This is a genomic window from Aquimarina sp. TRL1, assembly GCF_013365535.1.
Classification (GTDB): domain Bacteria; phylum Bacteroidota; class Bacteroidia; order Flavobacteriales; family Flavobacteriaceae; genus Aquimarina; species Aquimarina hainanensis.
Genome location: NZ_CP053590.1, coordinates 5,254,979 through 5,271,569 on the forward strand (window position 1 = coordinate 5,254,979; position 16,591 = coordinate 5,271,569).

Consider the following 16,591-nt stretch of genomic DNA (forward strand, 5'->3'; position numbering starts at 1 on the left):
TTTAAATTAATTTTTCCCATTCGGGGTTTTGTTGTACTCTTTTGTTTTGTCTTATTTCATTTTCAGGGATAGGAAATACCCATCTAAAATCATCTGTAGATATCTGGTCAATGATAGCATGGTCGTTAAAATCCACTCGTTCCAGAAGGAGTCTATTCCGCTTTAGGTCAAAATACCGAATTCCTTCACCGAGAAATTCTTTTTGTTTTTCTCGTAATAGATCTTGTAAGAAAATTGATCCGGTTGTTGTAACAGGGGAAGCATTTCTAAGTGATAAAAAGGAATTTAATGCTTCTCTAGATTCTTCTTCTCTGGATAACTTATAGAGTGCTTCTGATTTAATAAAATGCAGTTCTGCCAATCGTATTCCTACTATTGGTTTTGGAGTCTCATCTACCAAAGAATTTCTGTATTTTCCTAAAAAATCCGCACGTATCACCGAGTTATCCAACTTCCTGAAATCATCTTCCAGAAGATTAATATCCTTTCTATAATCATTAATACCATACGTAATAGAAAAGTGTATATAATACTCGTACTCCCCGCTTATATTATCAAAAAGAGAAGCATAATTAAACTCCTCATTATCAAACACCAACAATGTTTCTTCGCTATTATCAGGGGATCTCCACAAGCTTGCATAACTCTCCTGATTTATATTCCTTTTTAATAATTCATCACAGAGTACAATCGCTTTTTCATATTTATTCCAATGCAGGTATACTCTGGCCAGTAATGCCTTAGCACTATTTTTTGAAAACCTGTATTTAGTTGTTGTTTCGGGAGGAAATAACTCAATTGCTCTTAGTAGTAATCTCTCTATTTCCCGATAGGAAGCTTCCATAGTAGCTCGGGATTTTTCTTCAGAGGCTATATTATCCTTTAGGATAATTCCATCCTGTTCCCGTGTTAAATATGAATACCTCGGAGCGTACAATTGTGTGAGATCCAAATAAGAAAATGCTTTTAAAGCAAGCGTTTGGGCATGAATAAAATCAAGTATTTCTTCTTCTTTTGAGTTGGTTGTCTGAATGGATGCTATTTGGTTTAGCAATACATTTGCCCTGCTTATGGAGTGATAATAATCCTGCCATAAAGAAGCAGCCCATACAATTAACTCATTAGTTTCCCATCTGTACAAATTAAAATCAAACGTATTTTCAGAAATTGTATGATTGGGATAAAAGTCATCAGCCAGCTTAGAGAACATGACTTTATCTTTTGGGTATGAATTATATATTCCCGATAAAGTTTCATTGGCTATATCTATATTATCAATTACATCTAGCCCTGTAATTTCATCTTCTACGGGAATATCCAGAGAACAGGAAACTGATGAGATAAAAATAATGATGATACCGAATACTCTTTTCATAATTAAAAACTCAAATTTGTTCCAATAGTAATGATAGGTTGAACTGAACCTACCAGATTTGCAGATTCGGGATCACCTCCTCCAAAGTTTGACCAGGTAGCAATATTTTTCAATTGCACATACATCCTAAGATTGTCTATATTTTTTCCAAAAGCTCCTAAGCTTCGGGTGTTAAACTGATGACTAAGCATAATATTATTAAGTCTAATGAAATCTGTTCTTCCGACTGTTCTGTCTGAAGCATAGCTTAAGTTTTCGAAAATATTTCCTGTGCCCAATGTTAATGAAGGATATAATCTTCCTTCATCTCCAGGTTCAAACCATGTTTGCTGTAACTGTCCTCTTACTGCATTTTTATTGGTATCATCATCTACTAAAACAACAGACTGATTGTTATAAACTGCTTTTCCTCCAAAATTGAAATAAAGATCAAAAGATAATTGCCAGTCTTTATATCTTAGACTATTGAACCAGCCTCCTGTAAAAGGTGGAGTCGCATTCCCTAACACGACAAAATCTTCTGAGTTAGGTTTTTCCAAATTTCCATGAAACTGGCTTCCATCTACACGCCGGTATCTGGGAGTTCCATCAGCAGGAAAAATTCCAAGATTGACTAACCCATAAATTAAATCTGCCGATTCTCCTTCTTTATAATCCGGAAAAGGATTATTACTAAGTGTTAATTCGGTACCTTCGTATAAATCAATAATTTCATTCTTATTATAAGACAAGTTCCCTGAAGTACTCCAGGTAAAAGTATCTGTATTAACTAATGTGGCATTTACTGACATTTCGATTCCTTTATTTTCCAGTATCCCAACATTTTTTAATTGTTCTGAAAATCCGTTAGAAGGAGCAACTGGTACCGTAAGTAGCATATCATCAGTTCTTCTATGATATACATCCAAGGAAATATTTACATTACTCCCAATTCCAATATTCATTCCCACATTGACCGAAGTATTTTTTTCTGGACGAAGTTTATCATTAAATAAGCTTTGCAGGTAAAACTCTCTAATACCTAAATACCCATCATCACCATATGAAAATGTAGGTACTGCCAGAGATGCTGTAATTCCTGCCAAGCTTGCTGTTACTCCATAACTCCCTCTGAATTTCAAATAGCGTATCAACTTATTCTTAAAGAAACTTTCTTCACTTACTGTATATCCAATCCCTGTTGCCCAAAAGGTATTCCACCTTTTGTCTCTTGGTAATAGTGATGAGCCGTCTATTTTATAACTTCCATACCATTCTAATTTATCATTCCAGTTATACAGGCTTGAAAACCCAAACCCTAATTGGGCTTCTGTTGTTTTTTTTGAAGCTGTTCGTGATCGCCTGGCTCCTTCAATATCATTATTAATTCCTGCACCTGAATGTAAATTACTAGGAAGTCCGTATCCTGTAATCCCTATAAAATCGGAGCCATTTCTATAATAATCCACATTAGCACTGGCTGAAATAGTATGTCGCCCGAAGAGCTGCTGATAATTTAATCGGGTATTTGTACTAAAATTAGTCCCCATTGTTTTATTTTTTGTAGCCTTTCCTCTTTCGTTTTCGGGAACTCCAGATGTTATTTCAGAAAAAGCATTTTTTGGTACAATTGCTAATGCCCCTTGATAGACATAATCGATTCCTATTACAGAGGATAGTTGTAGGTTTTTTGAAAATTTTGCAAATAGATTTCCTGAAAAATTAAATCGATTCTCATCAGCTGTTTTACTGTATTGATTTACCAAATCCGAAAATGTTCTGCCAGGATACGATATTAGTTCTCCGATATTGTTTGGTTGCTCATAGGGGTTTAATTCGTATATTAACTGAGATGGTGTATATGAAGATGAATTAGGAGTAGTGTTTTCTGAGACGCCAAAACCTGCATTAAACATTATATGCACATCTTTTAGCAAATTATATTCGTAATTAAGTCTTCCTGTAAATCGATGAATTTTATTTCCTTCAAACTTTCCTCCTTGTTGTGTAAAATTACCGGATATATAAAATCTATTCTTTTCATTTCCTCCACGGATACTAAGATTATAGGATTGATATGTATCAATTCTCGTTAACTCATCGAACCAATTGGTATTTATTTTTTTTAATGAATCTAATTTTTCTTTTCCTCTTGTGATACGTTCTTCAAGCCTTGGGTCATTCGGAAAAAGCTTCCTAAAGTATTCTTCGGACAGATTATATCCGGGGGTATTTATATTTTTAGATAATCGTTCAAACTCCAGTTTTTCCCTTGTTCCCATCATTGCTATACTAGGCTCACCTTTTAATGTTATTCCTTTCTGGAATGAAACCGAATATTGTGTTTCTCCGTTTATCCCTCTTTTACCGGTGATCTCTATAACGCCATTAGCAGCTTTTACCCCATACAATGCATTGGCAGCAGCATCTTTCAAAACTTTGACTTCTTTAATATCATTAATGTTTAATGCCGCAAAAGACGCTGCACTAATCACTTGTCCATCTAAAACATAAAGAGGTTGATTTGCCTGGTTGTCTATTGTAAACCGGTCTTCTGGTGCAATATCTTTTGTTTTAATTGGTAGCGTTGAAGTCCCTCTTATTCTGATTTGTAACGGTTTTCCTAATTCACCACTACTTTTAATATGTACTCCTGCCACCTGACCTTGTAAAGCTTCAATCATGTTTACAACAGGGCGATCCTTTATCTTTCCTATTGGAATCGTTGTTACGGTCCCTACAGCCTTTCTTAAATCGATATCATTGATATTAGCTTTTGCTATAATCTGTACCTCATCCAATTCAAAAGAACTTGTAGTAAGTTCTATAAAAAGCTTTGCCTTATCTATTTTTTGCTTCTTAGTTTTATACCCTAACGAAGAGAACACCAATGTATCCCCCGCAACTGCCCTTACCTGAAACTCTCCATTAAAATCAGATATGGTTCCGGTATGGTCTGTTGGATTATAAATATTGGTATCTGGTATCGGGGTATGAGTCTTTGCGTCCACAATCTTCCCTTTTACAACAAGTTGTTGTGAGAAAATTTTTAAATGAATAAAGAATAACACGATAATAGAAAGCAACAAACGCATCTTTTTATTTAGATTTAATTAAAATAAAAAAGGGGCGCAAACTTACCCTTATTCAGTAATACGTGCAAGGAAACTTTTCGTATTTAGTTTAAATTAACAACTACTACGAAATAACTTTTTACGGATAAACCTTACTTCCGATTAAAAAACATTACTTTATAAAAGAATAAAAATCAATTGTTTAAAAACAACAATATCACACACATAAGAGTAAAACCTCATAATTCGAAGCTATTTTTTCATCAAAAAAAGCAATCACTTTATTTAATCTTTAACATTTTATTTACGTTTTATTAATTAGCAATATGTTTCCTACAATGAATGGTTTTATCACTTATTGAGTAAAAGCAAACAACTACTGCCTAGTCTACATTACAAAAACGCTCTTTCATCAATTCAACAATCGATTCTGGAGGAAGTTGTTTTCTCTTGGGCAATGGGATGTACTGTTTTATAATTCTTTTCCCTCTTCCTAAGCCTTTGACAATAAAAACTTCCAAACAACTTTGATCTAAAAAGGTCGTTTCTTTACAAAAACTAATATATCCATGCTCATTAGACAATGGTATAAAATGAGTGTTGATTAAAATTCCATCTATCGTTAGTTTAACCTCATTTCTTTTTTGATAATGAATGGGAGCATAATAGTGCCTTTTTTCATATTGATATCGTATTATCAAAGGAGTAAAAATTACAAGTCCCATAAAAACTCCTAAAAAAAATAATGGAACATTGTCTCTATATAACAATATTCCCAAAGCTCCTCCCAGCAAAATAAATAACAATTTGTTTCGTATGTGTTTTTTCCTGCGATATGCTCCATATTGGATATAAAATGTATTCCATTCTTCTTGAGTATAGGACAAAGTAATAATCAATCCACTATTCCTGTGCATTGCCCGATCATATAAATTATGAAGATATCGAATAGACATGGTATGATAGACATATGTCGAAATTCCATATACTACAAATGCCCCTAAACTACCTACATAAAGTAAGGGATGTTGTTCCTGCAATAAAAAAAGTGTCAATCCAAATAAGATAGCGACAGAAAGTATAATCCCTAAAGTACTACATGTCATTTTTATCCCGTAATATCTCGGATACACATCTACTTTCTTCCTTTTTCTATTTTTTGCACTCATATACCTTAATTGATTCATCAAATAAGGTTAATTCGACTCATCATACCACTCCATAATGGGCCAAGCTTGTGTCCACCAAATCCATGCAGCATCTCCTGTACTGTTGAGCAGTTTCTTGAAAAAAGCTTCTTTTTTATACTGGTCAAAACTATGATCTTGTAAAAACTTATCGGCTTCAAAATAAAACCGGGCTCTTCTTATGTATTCTATCATTTCTTCTTTCTGTCCATTTATAGCATAGAAACAAGCAAGATTATAATTAATTCCTTCATGGTTTGCCACATAAGGATTCTTTTTCGGTAGTTTATTTAGTACTTGTTTTAAAAGCTCTTCCCGATCGTATTTTTTATCCAGTACAACAATCCCTCCTATCGCATTAGATATCAAATCGATATATTGTGGCAATTTTCTGTAAAAGGAAGTTTCTCTGAAGTGGCAATCAATTGTATTATCGCAAGCAATTCCAACTGTTTTTTCTCTTTATAATAAGAGGCTACAAGTGCTCTTAGCTCAATAATAAAAGTGACATATTCATAGGAATCTTCCTCTATATCGACAATTGGCAAAATAGCTTCTGCCGACTTTACATCACCGGATTCTATATATTCTTTATATATTCTTTTAATTGAGGTAAAAATCCTGACATATTGTTTTTAAAATTGAATGAATCTAAAATAAATTATTATACCTTATTTTTCTGTATTTATATTAATTTTTGCCCCCGGAGCAATACTTATTTTTTTAGTGATTAATTCCCCTTCTACTTCACAACCTTTTCGTAAACAAATCACACTACTAGAAATAATAGCTCCTTTTATTTTTCCAAAGATAATTGCTTTGGATTTTTCAGAAACTATTAATGTCCCATCTATCGTACCTTTATGAATAAAACGATATGGTGTATGTACTTTGATAACTCCGACATGTTTTCCTTTAAAAATTACATTTTCTGTAAGTTCTACCGCTGCTTCCGAAAATGTTTCTATTTCCTTAAAACTGTATCTACAAAAAAAGAATTTTATTTTTTCCAACAGAGTACTACCTTGAGTCTTCATTTTATTTTTTTACTTCCTGAAAAACTAAATATTCAAAATTTATTTGGAGAGTTAAACGCACGCTGTATATCCCGCGTAAGACACGAACGCCACACATCCCAACTATGTCTTCCATTAATAATACTCAACTCCTGAGGTATCTTTTCTGCTTTCATAAAAGTACGAAGGCTTATGACTACTTCCACAATATCAAAAGGATCGTCATCACCTGTAGAGAGGAAAAATCGTACTGGTAACTGTTGTTTTTTATAAGCTTCTAATAAATATGGATAAGAACAGGCATCCCATTTTTGGGGATCAAAAACACCTTCAGTTGCAAATGCCGGAATACGGCGTGATGAGGATTGTAAAGGTGGCTGCGGATAATAAGCCGCCGGGCTCAATAAAATGGCTGAATGAAATAACGAAGGGTACTTCATCCCCAGACGTAAAGCCCCAAAACCTCCTGCTGAGTTTCCTGCTATAACTCTTTTATCCCGGGTTCTGGGAGATGTATACCGCTCTTCTATTATAGGGATAAACTCCTGTATAAAAAGTTCTTCCATCGGAAGTTCATGATCTATATACCAACTGTTTTCTGCATTAATCGTCACAGCTAATACCGGAGGTATTTTTCGAATTGTAATTAAACTATCTAATAAGAATGGTAATCGTCCCTTTTCGGAATGCATCCAATCTTTTTCACTTCCTCCATGCCCATGTAATACATAAAGTATTGCTAGCGAATCTTTATGCTTTTTGTAGTTATCGGGTAAGTATACCTGATAAGCAATATCTTTCCCTGCCGCATCAGAAAAAAAAGTCGAAGTAACTACCGTAGAATGCTGTGCATATACACTACTTATCATTACTAAAAAGATTCCTATATACCTCATCATATTATTTTCTAAACAACAACAATAGCTGTTCCGTTTTTATACTACCTATTCTCTTATTAACTGTATACTCTATAGCCTATTGAGAAATACTCTTTTTATGCAACTTCTGTACTCGATATAAAGCATCTGTAGCTTGTAACAATTTATTTTTTAAGACCGGGCTAAACTCTGGCTTACTTTGTAAAAAGTGAGAAAGTTTTTTATATGCTGCTTCAGAACTGTATTGCCCAATGGTATTATTCAACCAGGATTTTGGGAAAAAAATATCGCCTGTTTGCTGTATTTCCTCTACTAAGGATAAGCTTACATCCAAATGCTTGACCGCTTCCTCCTGTCGCAATGGATGATGTATCAACCGTACCGCTGTCTGAACCCAGGATTCTTTTTCCCGATTAGATACCTCCTTAAACGATTCGAAAAAGGCATCTCTAACCTGAACATCAGAAGACAATGCCGGTAGTAGAAAAGTAAATCGTTTTTTCTTATCTGGATTTTTTAACCCTTCTTGAGTTTTTTGAAGAATTATTTCTTGTTTTTCATGTTCAAAAACAGCTAACTGCATTGCCAAATTAGTAATATCATCTTTATTGAGTAACAACTGATCTATGACTACTTCTTTATTCCAAATTTTGTATAGCCGGTCTTTCCCCGCTGGAGTATAGGCAATAGCGCTATACAACCCGAAAAGAGGCTTCTTTATAGCACTACCTATGTTTGATTGTAATAATCTATATACGGTAGGTTCTATTAGCTCTACAACTTTTGCCTGTTGAGAAACGGGTAGATACTTCCAAAAAAGAGAGCGGATATTTCCTGTCAAAATCCGTATTAACAGGGGTTCTTTTTCTTGATGCAGTGCTTTTATAAAAAATTGAATTGCTTTTGCTGCATCTATTGTTCCTGATAATACGGCTTCGTACATATTGATATAAGAAGCTCCACGAGACACTGCCTTCGGAAGTTTATGAATCAATTGTAATCGTGTTACATCAATTGGAAAAACACCATATCCATATCCATCAGTATTATAGAGTACTGCCTGAGGTTTGGGCCACCCCTGGACCTGATCAATACGAGTATCCTTTTGAGTGCTTGTAATTGCCAGTGTAGCAATACTATCCGGATAAACTAAAGCAATCTCGAATTGTTGCGGCCATATTTTATCCGTTGCATCTTCTGCCTGTTGTGTAATTGTATAAGAAACAATCTTTTCCTTATCATCATAGATGAGTTGATCTGTATAAACAGGACGTCCGGATTGATGAACCCAGACATTACTCCATTGCTTCATATCTAATGGAGTTTTCTCATCCAGTATTTGTACTAGTTGGTTCCAATCAGCATTATCATGAGCATACGTCTGTATATATTCTTGTATTCCTTCCTGAAATGCAGAGGTTCCCATAGCTGTTTCTAACTGTCGCATCATAATCGGAGACTTATGATAGATAATCTGTCCATATAAAGTGCCTGCATCTTTAAGGTTTGGTAATTTTTGTCGTATAGGCGTAGCGCCTCTGGTACGATCCTCACTATAAGCTGCCGGATAATGATCTGCTAGAAAAGAAAGTTCGTGATTGATTGACGGATATACCGGATTCATAATCTTATCTGCCATAAAATTAGCAAAAACCTCCTTCATCCACACATCATCAAACCACTTCATTGTCACCAAATCACCAAACCACATATGTGCTGTTTCATGAGCGATTAGTTTACCTCTTCTCAATTGCTGATTGAGAGTAGCTGTGCTATCCATAAATAATATAGATTCTCTATATTGAATAGCTCCTACATGTTCCATTCCCCCGTACTGAAATCCTGGGATAGTAGCAAAATCCATCTTGGAATACGGAAAAGGATACGCCGTGTATTTCTGTAAAAAATCTATAGACTGTTGATGAAGATCAAATATCTTAGGAATACTACTTTTTATTTTGACAGTATCAGTTTCCCGATACAACATTGTCATATCAAAAATTCCGGGATTTTGCACTTCCTGCTGAAAGGCTCCTACTACAAAAGAAAATAAATAACTACTTATCTTTGCTGTCGTTCCAAATTCATAACGAATATGATTGCCTTTTTCTTCTGTTCTTTCTAAGGGTGCACCGCAAATCACTTTCCAATCTTTGGGAGCATTGATAGTCAACTGATATGCTGCTTTTATATTTGGCTGATCAAAACATGGAAAAAGAGTTCTAGCCCGATCCGGTACCAACAGCGTATACAGATAATCTTTATTCCTGTTAAGCGAAAGTTCTCCTGCTGTAAAATCAATTGCTATACTATTTTTTCCCGCTACCAGATAGGACGCTTCTATAATCAAATGTCCATTTTGATGTCTAATGGTTACAGGTTTTCCATTTACAGAAAGGGATTGAAGCATTTTTCTCTTTTCTTCAAAATCTAATATCAAAGGGGTCGCTACATCTGATATATCTACCTCTAATTGCAGATGAGCATGAATTGGCTTTTCTTGCTCTTTGGGAATATCAAAAGATAATGTATACAGTACCTCTTTTATTTGTTGCTTCCGACTTGCTGCCAATTCCTCGGAAACTCCTTTTGTTACTTTTATTTCTTTCTGAACTGATGAGTTACAAGATATAAACACAACTATCATACACCCAAGCATCATTCGTATAGAAAGAAAAGCTTTTTTGTATCTATGAGAAATCATATGTTCTTTTTTGCGGGGTTATTCAATATGGTGTAAAATAAGCATAATTTTTTCCTTGAGATTTATCTGATACCATTACTTTATAAAAAATGTTTTATTATGATATATTTTATACAGTATTCCTTTCTTCTTTCTTGCTATTTCTACAGTGTCAAAAACTATAAAACTACACTTTATAAAAAAAACAAACACCTAATAAACAACAACTTAACACCCCCCTCATTTTAATATATTCATTTTTGGCATACCCTTTGGTCTATAGAAGATGGTACACAACATTCTTAGAGCAGTTCGGGGTCTTTTCTGAAACCTCTAATGGATGTTGTTTTCCGACTGTGCAAAAGCCTCTTCTCCGTTACGAATTCGGGGTGAGGCTTTTATTTTGGGACTAGTTCATCATTTTCTAAACGTTAAAAACAACAAGAACACTACCGATATATCACGTTTTCACTATCTTGAAATCAATACTGATTACAGTAGATCATCATACAATGATGCAGTAACTATGAAACAGTCCTAATTGTTTTAATGTTTCTACATTCTAAGAGATCCTAAGCTTATAATATGTCTATAAAAATAGTTAATAGCACACTAGATGATATAGAAGAAATCTTTCGGCTATATCGTTTTGCTACCGCATACCAAAAAACAAAATCGGCTGTTCCCTGGCCTGAATTTGCCCCTTCATTAATAACAAAAGAAATCGAGGAACAACGCCAATGGAAAATACTTATAGATAATCAGGTTGCCTGCGTATGGGCTATTACTTTTGACGACCCTTATATCTGGGAAGAAAAAAATGAAGATCCTGCAATCTACATTCATAGAATTGCGACTCATCCGGAATATCGGGGACATCAATTGGTAAGCAAAATAGTCAATTGGACGATCGAATATGCTAAAGTCCACAATAAGCAGTTTATACGGATGGATACCGTTGGAGAAAACCGCGGATTAATTACCTATTACGAAAAATGTGGCTTCGATTTCTTAGGGCTTTCTTCATTAAAAAACACAGAAAAACTACCTGCTCATTATCACAATGCTACTGTTTCTTTATTCGAATTAAAAGTTCCTTAATGACTTCTATATACCTATGCCTACTATAGCACTACAAACCATAATTAAAGCAGATAAAAAAATAGTTTTTGACTTATCCAGAAGTATTGACTTACACAAAATCTCAACCGCCCATACAAAAGAAGAAGCCATTGCTGGAAAAACTTCTGGACTAATCGAATTAGGAGAACAAGTTACTTGGAGAGCAAAGCATTTGGGTGTTTTTCAGACGTTAACATCTAAAATCACTGCTTACCAATCTCCTGACTATTTTGTAGATGAGATGGTACAGGGAGTTTTTAAGCGTTTCAGGCATGAACATCATTTTTCTACAGTAGGTTCCGATACCTTACTTACAGATTATTTTGATTATACTGCTCCTTTTGGTATTCTCGGAGTATGTATGGACATCATTTTCTTACAAAAATACATGACAACGCTTCTTATAAAAAGAAATCAGTACATCAAAACATTTGCAGAATCCGATCAATGGAAAGCAATTCTCAATCCTTATCAAAAGCCCAAACAACCACTAAACTACTAATTAACAGAAAATTAAACCTACAAAAAAGCAATTAATAGGCAAAAAAAACATAAATTAGAGGTTCACAAGTAGTAACCACTAACCCATTTTTTATGTTTCTTAAAACCGAAAGACCATCTCTAGAGAGATTAGATCATGTTGATATCAAGATTTTAAAACTGCTGCAGGAAAACTCTAACATCACTACCAAAGAGCTTGCTCAAAAGGTTCAATTATCCCCTACGCCCGTTTTCGAACGTGTCAAAAGACTGGAGAATCACGGATATATTAAAAAATATGTTGCTGTACTCAGTCCGGAAAAACTAAACAGTGGTCTCACTGTATTTTGTAATATTACCTTAAAACAACACACAAAAGAAATTGGAAATAACTTTATTAAAGATATTAAATCACTTGCAGAAGTAATCGAGTGTTATAACATATCTGGAGACTATGATTTTTTATTAAAGGTTTTGGTCAAAGATATGAAACACTACCAGAACTTTGTACTGAATAAATTAGGGCTTATTGAAAATATCGGTAGTGCTCATAGTACTTTTGTAATGGAAAAGGTCAAACAATCGTATGCTGTTCCTATCTAAAAAAACAGCATTCTTTATTCAATAATTTCTTTAAAGAAGAATTAAGAAACCTACGTTGCTTAATTCTTCTTTTTAGTACACTTTTCTTTGATAAGTTTATTGGTATTATTGCTCACCTTATTTTCTGTTTTTTTCTAAACACCTTCTTCTTGTCTCTCTTTGGTCAACCAAATAAAAATAGTTGTGGCAATTCTGGCTATAATAAAGATAAAAGTCCCTAATAGTGTAGGTAAGAAAGTAGTTTTTAGCCCCCCTGCCAATACACTTGGAGAAGCACCTTCTAAAAAATGAAAGTGATCCAAGGCGCTTATCAGCCCTAATAATTGACTAAACACGCCAATAATTAAGGCTAATAATCCAATCGAATTAATCAACCTACTGTTTTTATCAGTGGGTAGAGATCCTTTTTTAAAATGAATAATTCCTTTTATGATCATTGCAATACACAGCATTAACAATAACATCAAAATACTCATAGAAGTAATACCTCCTTCTTCCATACGCTGATAAACAGTAGAAAAAAAAGAAACTCGTAACAGACTCGTAAATAGTATAGACATCATATTTTATTTTTTAATCATTATTTGAGATCAAAACTAAGTTGTTTTAGGGCTGGCTTCTTTTTTCTGCGACTAACAACGGTTTTTTACTGCTTTTTTACTTGATAATAAGGATTTAGAATATACTTATGTTTGTACTGGCACTGAAATACTGCCCCCCCATAGGCAAACAAAACAATCCCCAAATCCCCTACTTAGCCAGTAGAATCCCTTTTTAAAGCTGTTTTCTATGTAAAAAAACATGTTTTAAATATAAAAAATACAGATATTGTATGCTGATGATTTCTAAAAAATTCATTTTACGCAAGATACAGCAACTTCTGCTTCACAGTATTTTCTGGGTTGGAGTCTTGGTTTTTTACATCGTTTTTTTTGGTCATCAAAGCACTAACTTTCAGTATGTATTTTCTTTTTCGGCATTTTTAATGCCTGTAACCATAGCAACTACCTATACTTTTAATTATTACATTATCCCTACTTACCTCCTCCCTAAAAGATACGGCCTTCTTATTTTATACAGTATTTATACGCTGGTATTATCTACGTATTTTATTATTATCTCCATTTTTTATGGATTGATCTTTTTATCGGAATTAAAAACTGCCGGAATGGCTCCCATGAGCAAAAGTATCCTATTTGTCATGGTAGCTGTCTATCTCATTGTTATATTATTTAGTGCATTCAGCCTGATCAAGCATAATTATACCGCCACAGCCACTAATCAAAACCTACAAAACAAAATTTTAGAAACCCAATTACAATTTAAAAAACAGGAACTTCAGTATCTAAAAATGCAAATCCATCCTCATTTTCTCTTTAACACTTTAAACACACTCTATGGATTTGCTTTAAAAAAATCTGAAGATACTCCGGATATGATTCTTAAACTAGCTAATTTACTTGATTATCTGTTGTACCAATCTAATAAGCCCATGGTAACACTGGAAGAAGAAATCGATCATATGCAGGATTATATTGCTTTGGAAAAAATGCGATTCCGGGATACACTGGATATTTCATTAAAACTGCCACAGGGCAAAAACACCTTAAAAATTCCTCCTATGTTATTCATCCCTTTTGTAGAAAACAGCTTTAAACACGGTCATATCAGCGATGGAAAATTATCTATTCATATTTCACTTCAATATATCAATAAAGAAGTTTGCTTCCGGGTTAAAAATTCTGTTAAATCTTCTCCTGTTAATACTAAAGAAGGTATTGGATTACAAAATCTAAAAAAGCGTCTGTCTTTATTGTACAAAGACAAACATCAACTCACGATCTCACAGACAAATCAATGGTATCATACAGAGCTTCGATTCACTCCCTAGATGACAATAAAAACAATCTACCTATACTGCATATTTTTTTACCCTACCACGCTACAGTATTCCTCAAAACATAACTTAATTAGAACAATTTCATGAAAAATCTTATTTCTTGTATTATCGTTGATGATGAACCTACTGCCCGGGAAATTATTCAATCGCACTTATCCAAAATTGATCGTATTGAAGTATTGATGAGTTGTGCAAATGCTCTTGAAGCATTTAATTATCTCAGCCAACACCAGGTGGATTTAATTTTTCTGGATATTAATATGCCAGAAATATCAGGTATTTCTTTTGCCCGTTCTATTCATAAAAACTGTAAAATTATTTTCACTACAGCTTATAGGGAATATGCAATTGACGGTTTTGATCTTCACGCAGTGGATTATTTGTTAAAACCTATTTCTTTTGAACGATTGTTGCAAGCTGTCAATAATTATTTTGATGTATATCACACTAATATTTCAGATACTTCTGATAAGAATAAAACACATGATTTTATTTTTGTTCGGTCAGACAGACGCATGAAGAAAGTAACCTTTTCTGATATTCTATACATAGAAAGTTACAGCGACTACTTAAAAATTCACTGTATTGATATTGTTATTACAACGCGGGAGACTATTAGCAACATAGAATCGCGATTGCCTAAACAAGATTTTTTACGAATCCATCGCTCATATATCATAGCGATTTCTAAAATTACTTCTTATTCCAATGAAGAAGTTGTCATTGCTCGTAAATCCATTCCTATCAGCAGAAATTATAAACAGGAAGTGTTATCTAGATTAGACACCATATAAAAAAAGCCTTTCAGGAAAAATACTCCTAAAGGCTTTTATTTGTTTTTATTTCGTTCAAAAAAGTTTTGTCTATATATGCAATGGTCTGTTATCCGTTGCAGCCAACGCAGCTTCTTTGATCGCTTCTGTAAAGGTCGGATGTGCATGAGACATACGAGAGATATCTTCTGCAGATGCTCTGAATTCCATAGCAGTAACAGCTTCGGCGATCAGATCTGCGCAACGAGCTCCTACCATATGCACTCCCAGTACCTCATCTGTAGTAGCATCTGCTAATATTTTCACAAATCCATCAAGATCTGCACTAGCTCTCGATCTTCCCAGGGCTCTGAACGGGAATTGCCCTGCTTTATAATTCACTCCGGCTTCTTTTAGTTCTTCTTCTGTTTTTCCAACAGCAGCAACTTCGGGCCAGGTATATACAACTCCAGGAATCAGGTTGTAATCAATATGTGGTTTTTGACCAGCTAAAGTTTCTGCTACAAATACTCCTTCTTCTTCTGCCTTATGTGCTAACATAGCTCCCTTGATCACATCTCCAATAGCATAGATGTTAGATGCAGACGTCTGTAAATGATCATTTACCTCTACCTGTCCTCTTTCGTTTATTTTTACACCTGCTGCTTCGGCATTTAAACCGTCGGTATACGGACGACGCCCTACAGAAACCAAACAGTAATCTCCTGTAAATTCTACTGGGTTTCCTTTTTTATCATCTGCTGTAATTTTTACTTCATTCCCAGAAGTAGTTACACTGGTTACTTTGTGAGAGGTATAGAATTTTACTCCTTGCTTTTTCATTACTTTCTGTAATTCTCTAGCCAGAGATTTATCCATTCCCGGAATAATTCTATCCATATATTCTATTACAGATACTTCTGCTCCCAATCTTCTGTATACCTGCCCCAGTTCCAATCCAATAACTCCTCCTCCAATAACAACTAAATGTTTTGGAACTTCTTTTAATTTTAAAGCTTCTGTAGATGTAATTACTCGTTCTTTATCCAGAGAAATAAACGGTAAGGTAGATGGTTTGGATCCTGTAGCGATAATACTGTGCTTTGCTTCTATTTCTTCTGAAGAACCATCTGCTTTGGTAATTGTCAGATGTGTCGCATCTTTAAATGCTCCTACTCCTTCATAAACATCAATATTATTCTTTTTCATCAAAAAACTCACTCCATCACAGGTCTGATCAACTACCGCTTGTTTTCTGGCGATCATTTTTTCCAGATTGATTTTTACTTCCCCTGGAATTTCTATTCCGTGATCTTCAAAATGTTTTACGGCATGCTCGTAGTGATGAGAAGAATCTAACAATGCTTTACTGGGAATACATCCTACATTCAGACAAGTTCCTCCCAAAGTGGAATACTTCTCTATGATTGCAGTTTTCATACCCAATTGGGCGCATCGAATGGCAGCCACATAGCCTCCAGGTCCAGAGCCGATAACGGCTACATCATATGTACTCATAATAGATTATTATGTTGTGCTTAT

General features: G+C 34.4%; 14 protein-coding genes. 5 read left to right on the forward strand and 9 right to left on the reverse strand.

The window, feature by feature from the left end; genetic code table 11:
• Position 1: 1 nt before the first annotated feature.
• From HN014_RS21615 to HN014_RS21645, 7 genes are all read right to left on the reverse strand, one after another.
• A complete protein-coding gene (locus HN014_RS21615) occupies positions 2–1,375 on the reverse strand; it encodes a RagB/SusD family nutrient uptake outer membrane protein (protein ID WP_176030908.1) in 1,374 nt (457 codons plus the stop codon).
• Between the two features lie 2 nt (positions 1,376–1,377).
• Complete coding sequence (locus HN014_RS21620) at positions 1,378–4,449, reverse strand: SusC/RagA family TonB-linked outer membrane protein (RefSeq protein WP_303246386.1); 3,072 nt, start codon at positions 4,447–4,449, stop codon at positions 1,378–1,380.
• A gap of 362 nt (positions 4,450–4,811) precedes the next feature.
• Positions 4,812–5,597, reverse strand: coding sequence for a DUF3754 domain-containing protein (locus tag HN014_RS21625; protein ID WP_217704353.1), 786 nt, complete (start codon positions 5,595–5,597; stop codon positions 4,812–4,814).
• Positions 5,598–5,624: 27 nt separating this feature from the next.
• On the reverse strand, positions 5,625–6,002 hold the full coding sequence (locus tag HN014_RS21630; protein WP_176030911.1) for a hypothetical protein: 378 nt from the start codon (positions 6,000–6,002) through the stop codon (positions 5,625–5,627).
• 284 nt (positions 6,003–6,286) lie between these two features.
• The gene (locus tag HN014_RS21635; protein ID WP_176030912.1) at positions 6,287–6,652 is read right to left on the reverse strand and encodes a polymer-forming cytoskeletal protein; all 366 of its coding nucleotides are present in this window, start codon (positions 6,650–6,652) and stop codon (positions 6,287–6,289) included.
• A 32-nt stretch (positions 6,653–6,684) separates the two neighbouring features.
• Positions 6,685–7,530, reverse strand: coding sequence for an esterase family protein (locus tag HN014_RS21640; RefSeq protein ID WP_176030913.1), 846 nt, complete (start codon positions 7,528–7,530; stop codon positions 6,685–6,687).
• A 76-nt stretch (positions 7,531–7,606) separates the two neighbouring features.
• Entirely contained in the window at positions 7,607–10,213 is a 2,607-nt protein-coding gene (locus HN014_RS21645; RefSeq protein WP_254884058.1) for a M1 family aminopeptidase, read from the reverse strand.
• A 564-nt stretch (positions 10,214–10,777) separates the two neighbouring features.
• Here HN014_RS21645 and HN014_RS21650 point away from each other — a divergent pair.
• The 3 genes from HN014_RS21650 (at position 10,778) to HN014_RS21660 (ending at position 12,397) form a co-directional block, all read left to right on the forward strand.
• Positions 10,778–11,293, forward strand: coding sequence for a GNAT family N-acetyltransferase (locus HN014_RS21650; RefSeq protein ID WP_176030914.1), 516 nt, complete (start codon positions 10,778–10,780; stop codon positions 11,291–11,293).
• 16 nt (positions 11,294–11,309) lie between these two features.
• Entirely contained in the window at positions 11,310–11,816 is a 507-nt protein-coding gene (locus HN014_RS21655; protein WP_176030915.1) for an SRPBCC family protein, read from the forward strand.
• 92 nt (positions 11,817–11,908) lie between these two features.
• The gene (locus HN014_RS21660; protein ID WP_176030916.1) at positions 11,909–12,397 is read left to right on the forward strand and encodes an Lrp/AsnC family transcriptional regulator; all 489 of its coding nucleotides are present in this window, start codon (positions 11,909–11,911) and stop codon (positions 12,395–12,397) included.
• Positions 12,398–12,531: 134 nt separating this feature from the next.
• On the opposite strand, the gene HN014_RS21665 is transcribed toward HN014_RS21660, so the two are convergent.
• Positions 12,532–12,960 (reverse strand): MotA/TolQ/ExbB proton channel family protein, encoded by a 429-nt coding sequence (locus HN014_RS21665; RefSeq protein ID WP_176030917.1) that lies wholly within the window; start codon positions 12,958–12,960, stop codon positions 12,532–12,534.
• A 269-nt stretch (positions 12,961–13,229) separates the two neighbouring features.
• Here HN014_RS21665 and HN014_RS21670 point away from each other — a divergent pair, with 269 nt between their 5' ends.
• Entirely contained in the window at positions 13,230–14,288 is a 1,059-nt protein-coding gene (locus tag HN014_RS21670) for a sensor histidine kinase (RefSeq protein ID WP_254884059.1), read from the forward strand.
• Between the two features lie 92 nt (positions 14,289–14,380).
• The gene (locus HN014_RS21675; RefSeq protein ID WP_176030918.1) at positions 14,381–15,091 is read left to right on the forward strand and encodes a LytTR family DNA-binding domain-containing protein; all 711 of its coding nucleotides are present in this window, start codon (positions 14,381–14,383) and stop codon (positions 15,089–15,091) included.
• A gap of 69 nt (positions 15,092–15,160) precedes the next feature.
• On the opposite strand, the gene lpdA is transcribed toward HN014_RS21675, so the two are convergent.
• Complete coding sequence (lpdA, locus tag HN014_RS21680) at positions 15,161–16,567, reverse strand: dihydrolipoyl dehydrogenase (RefSeq protein ID WP_176030919.1); 1,407 nt, start codon at positions 16,565–16,567, stop codon at positions 15,161–15,163.
• Positions 16,568–16,591: the final 24 nt, after the last annotated feature.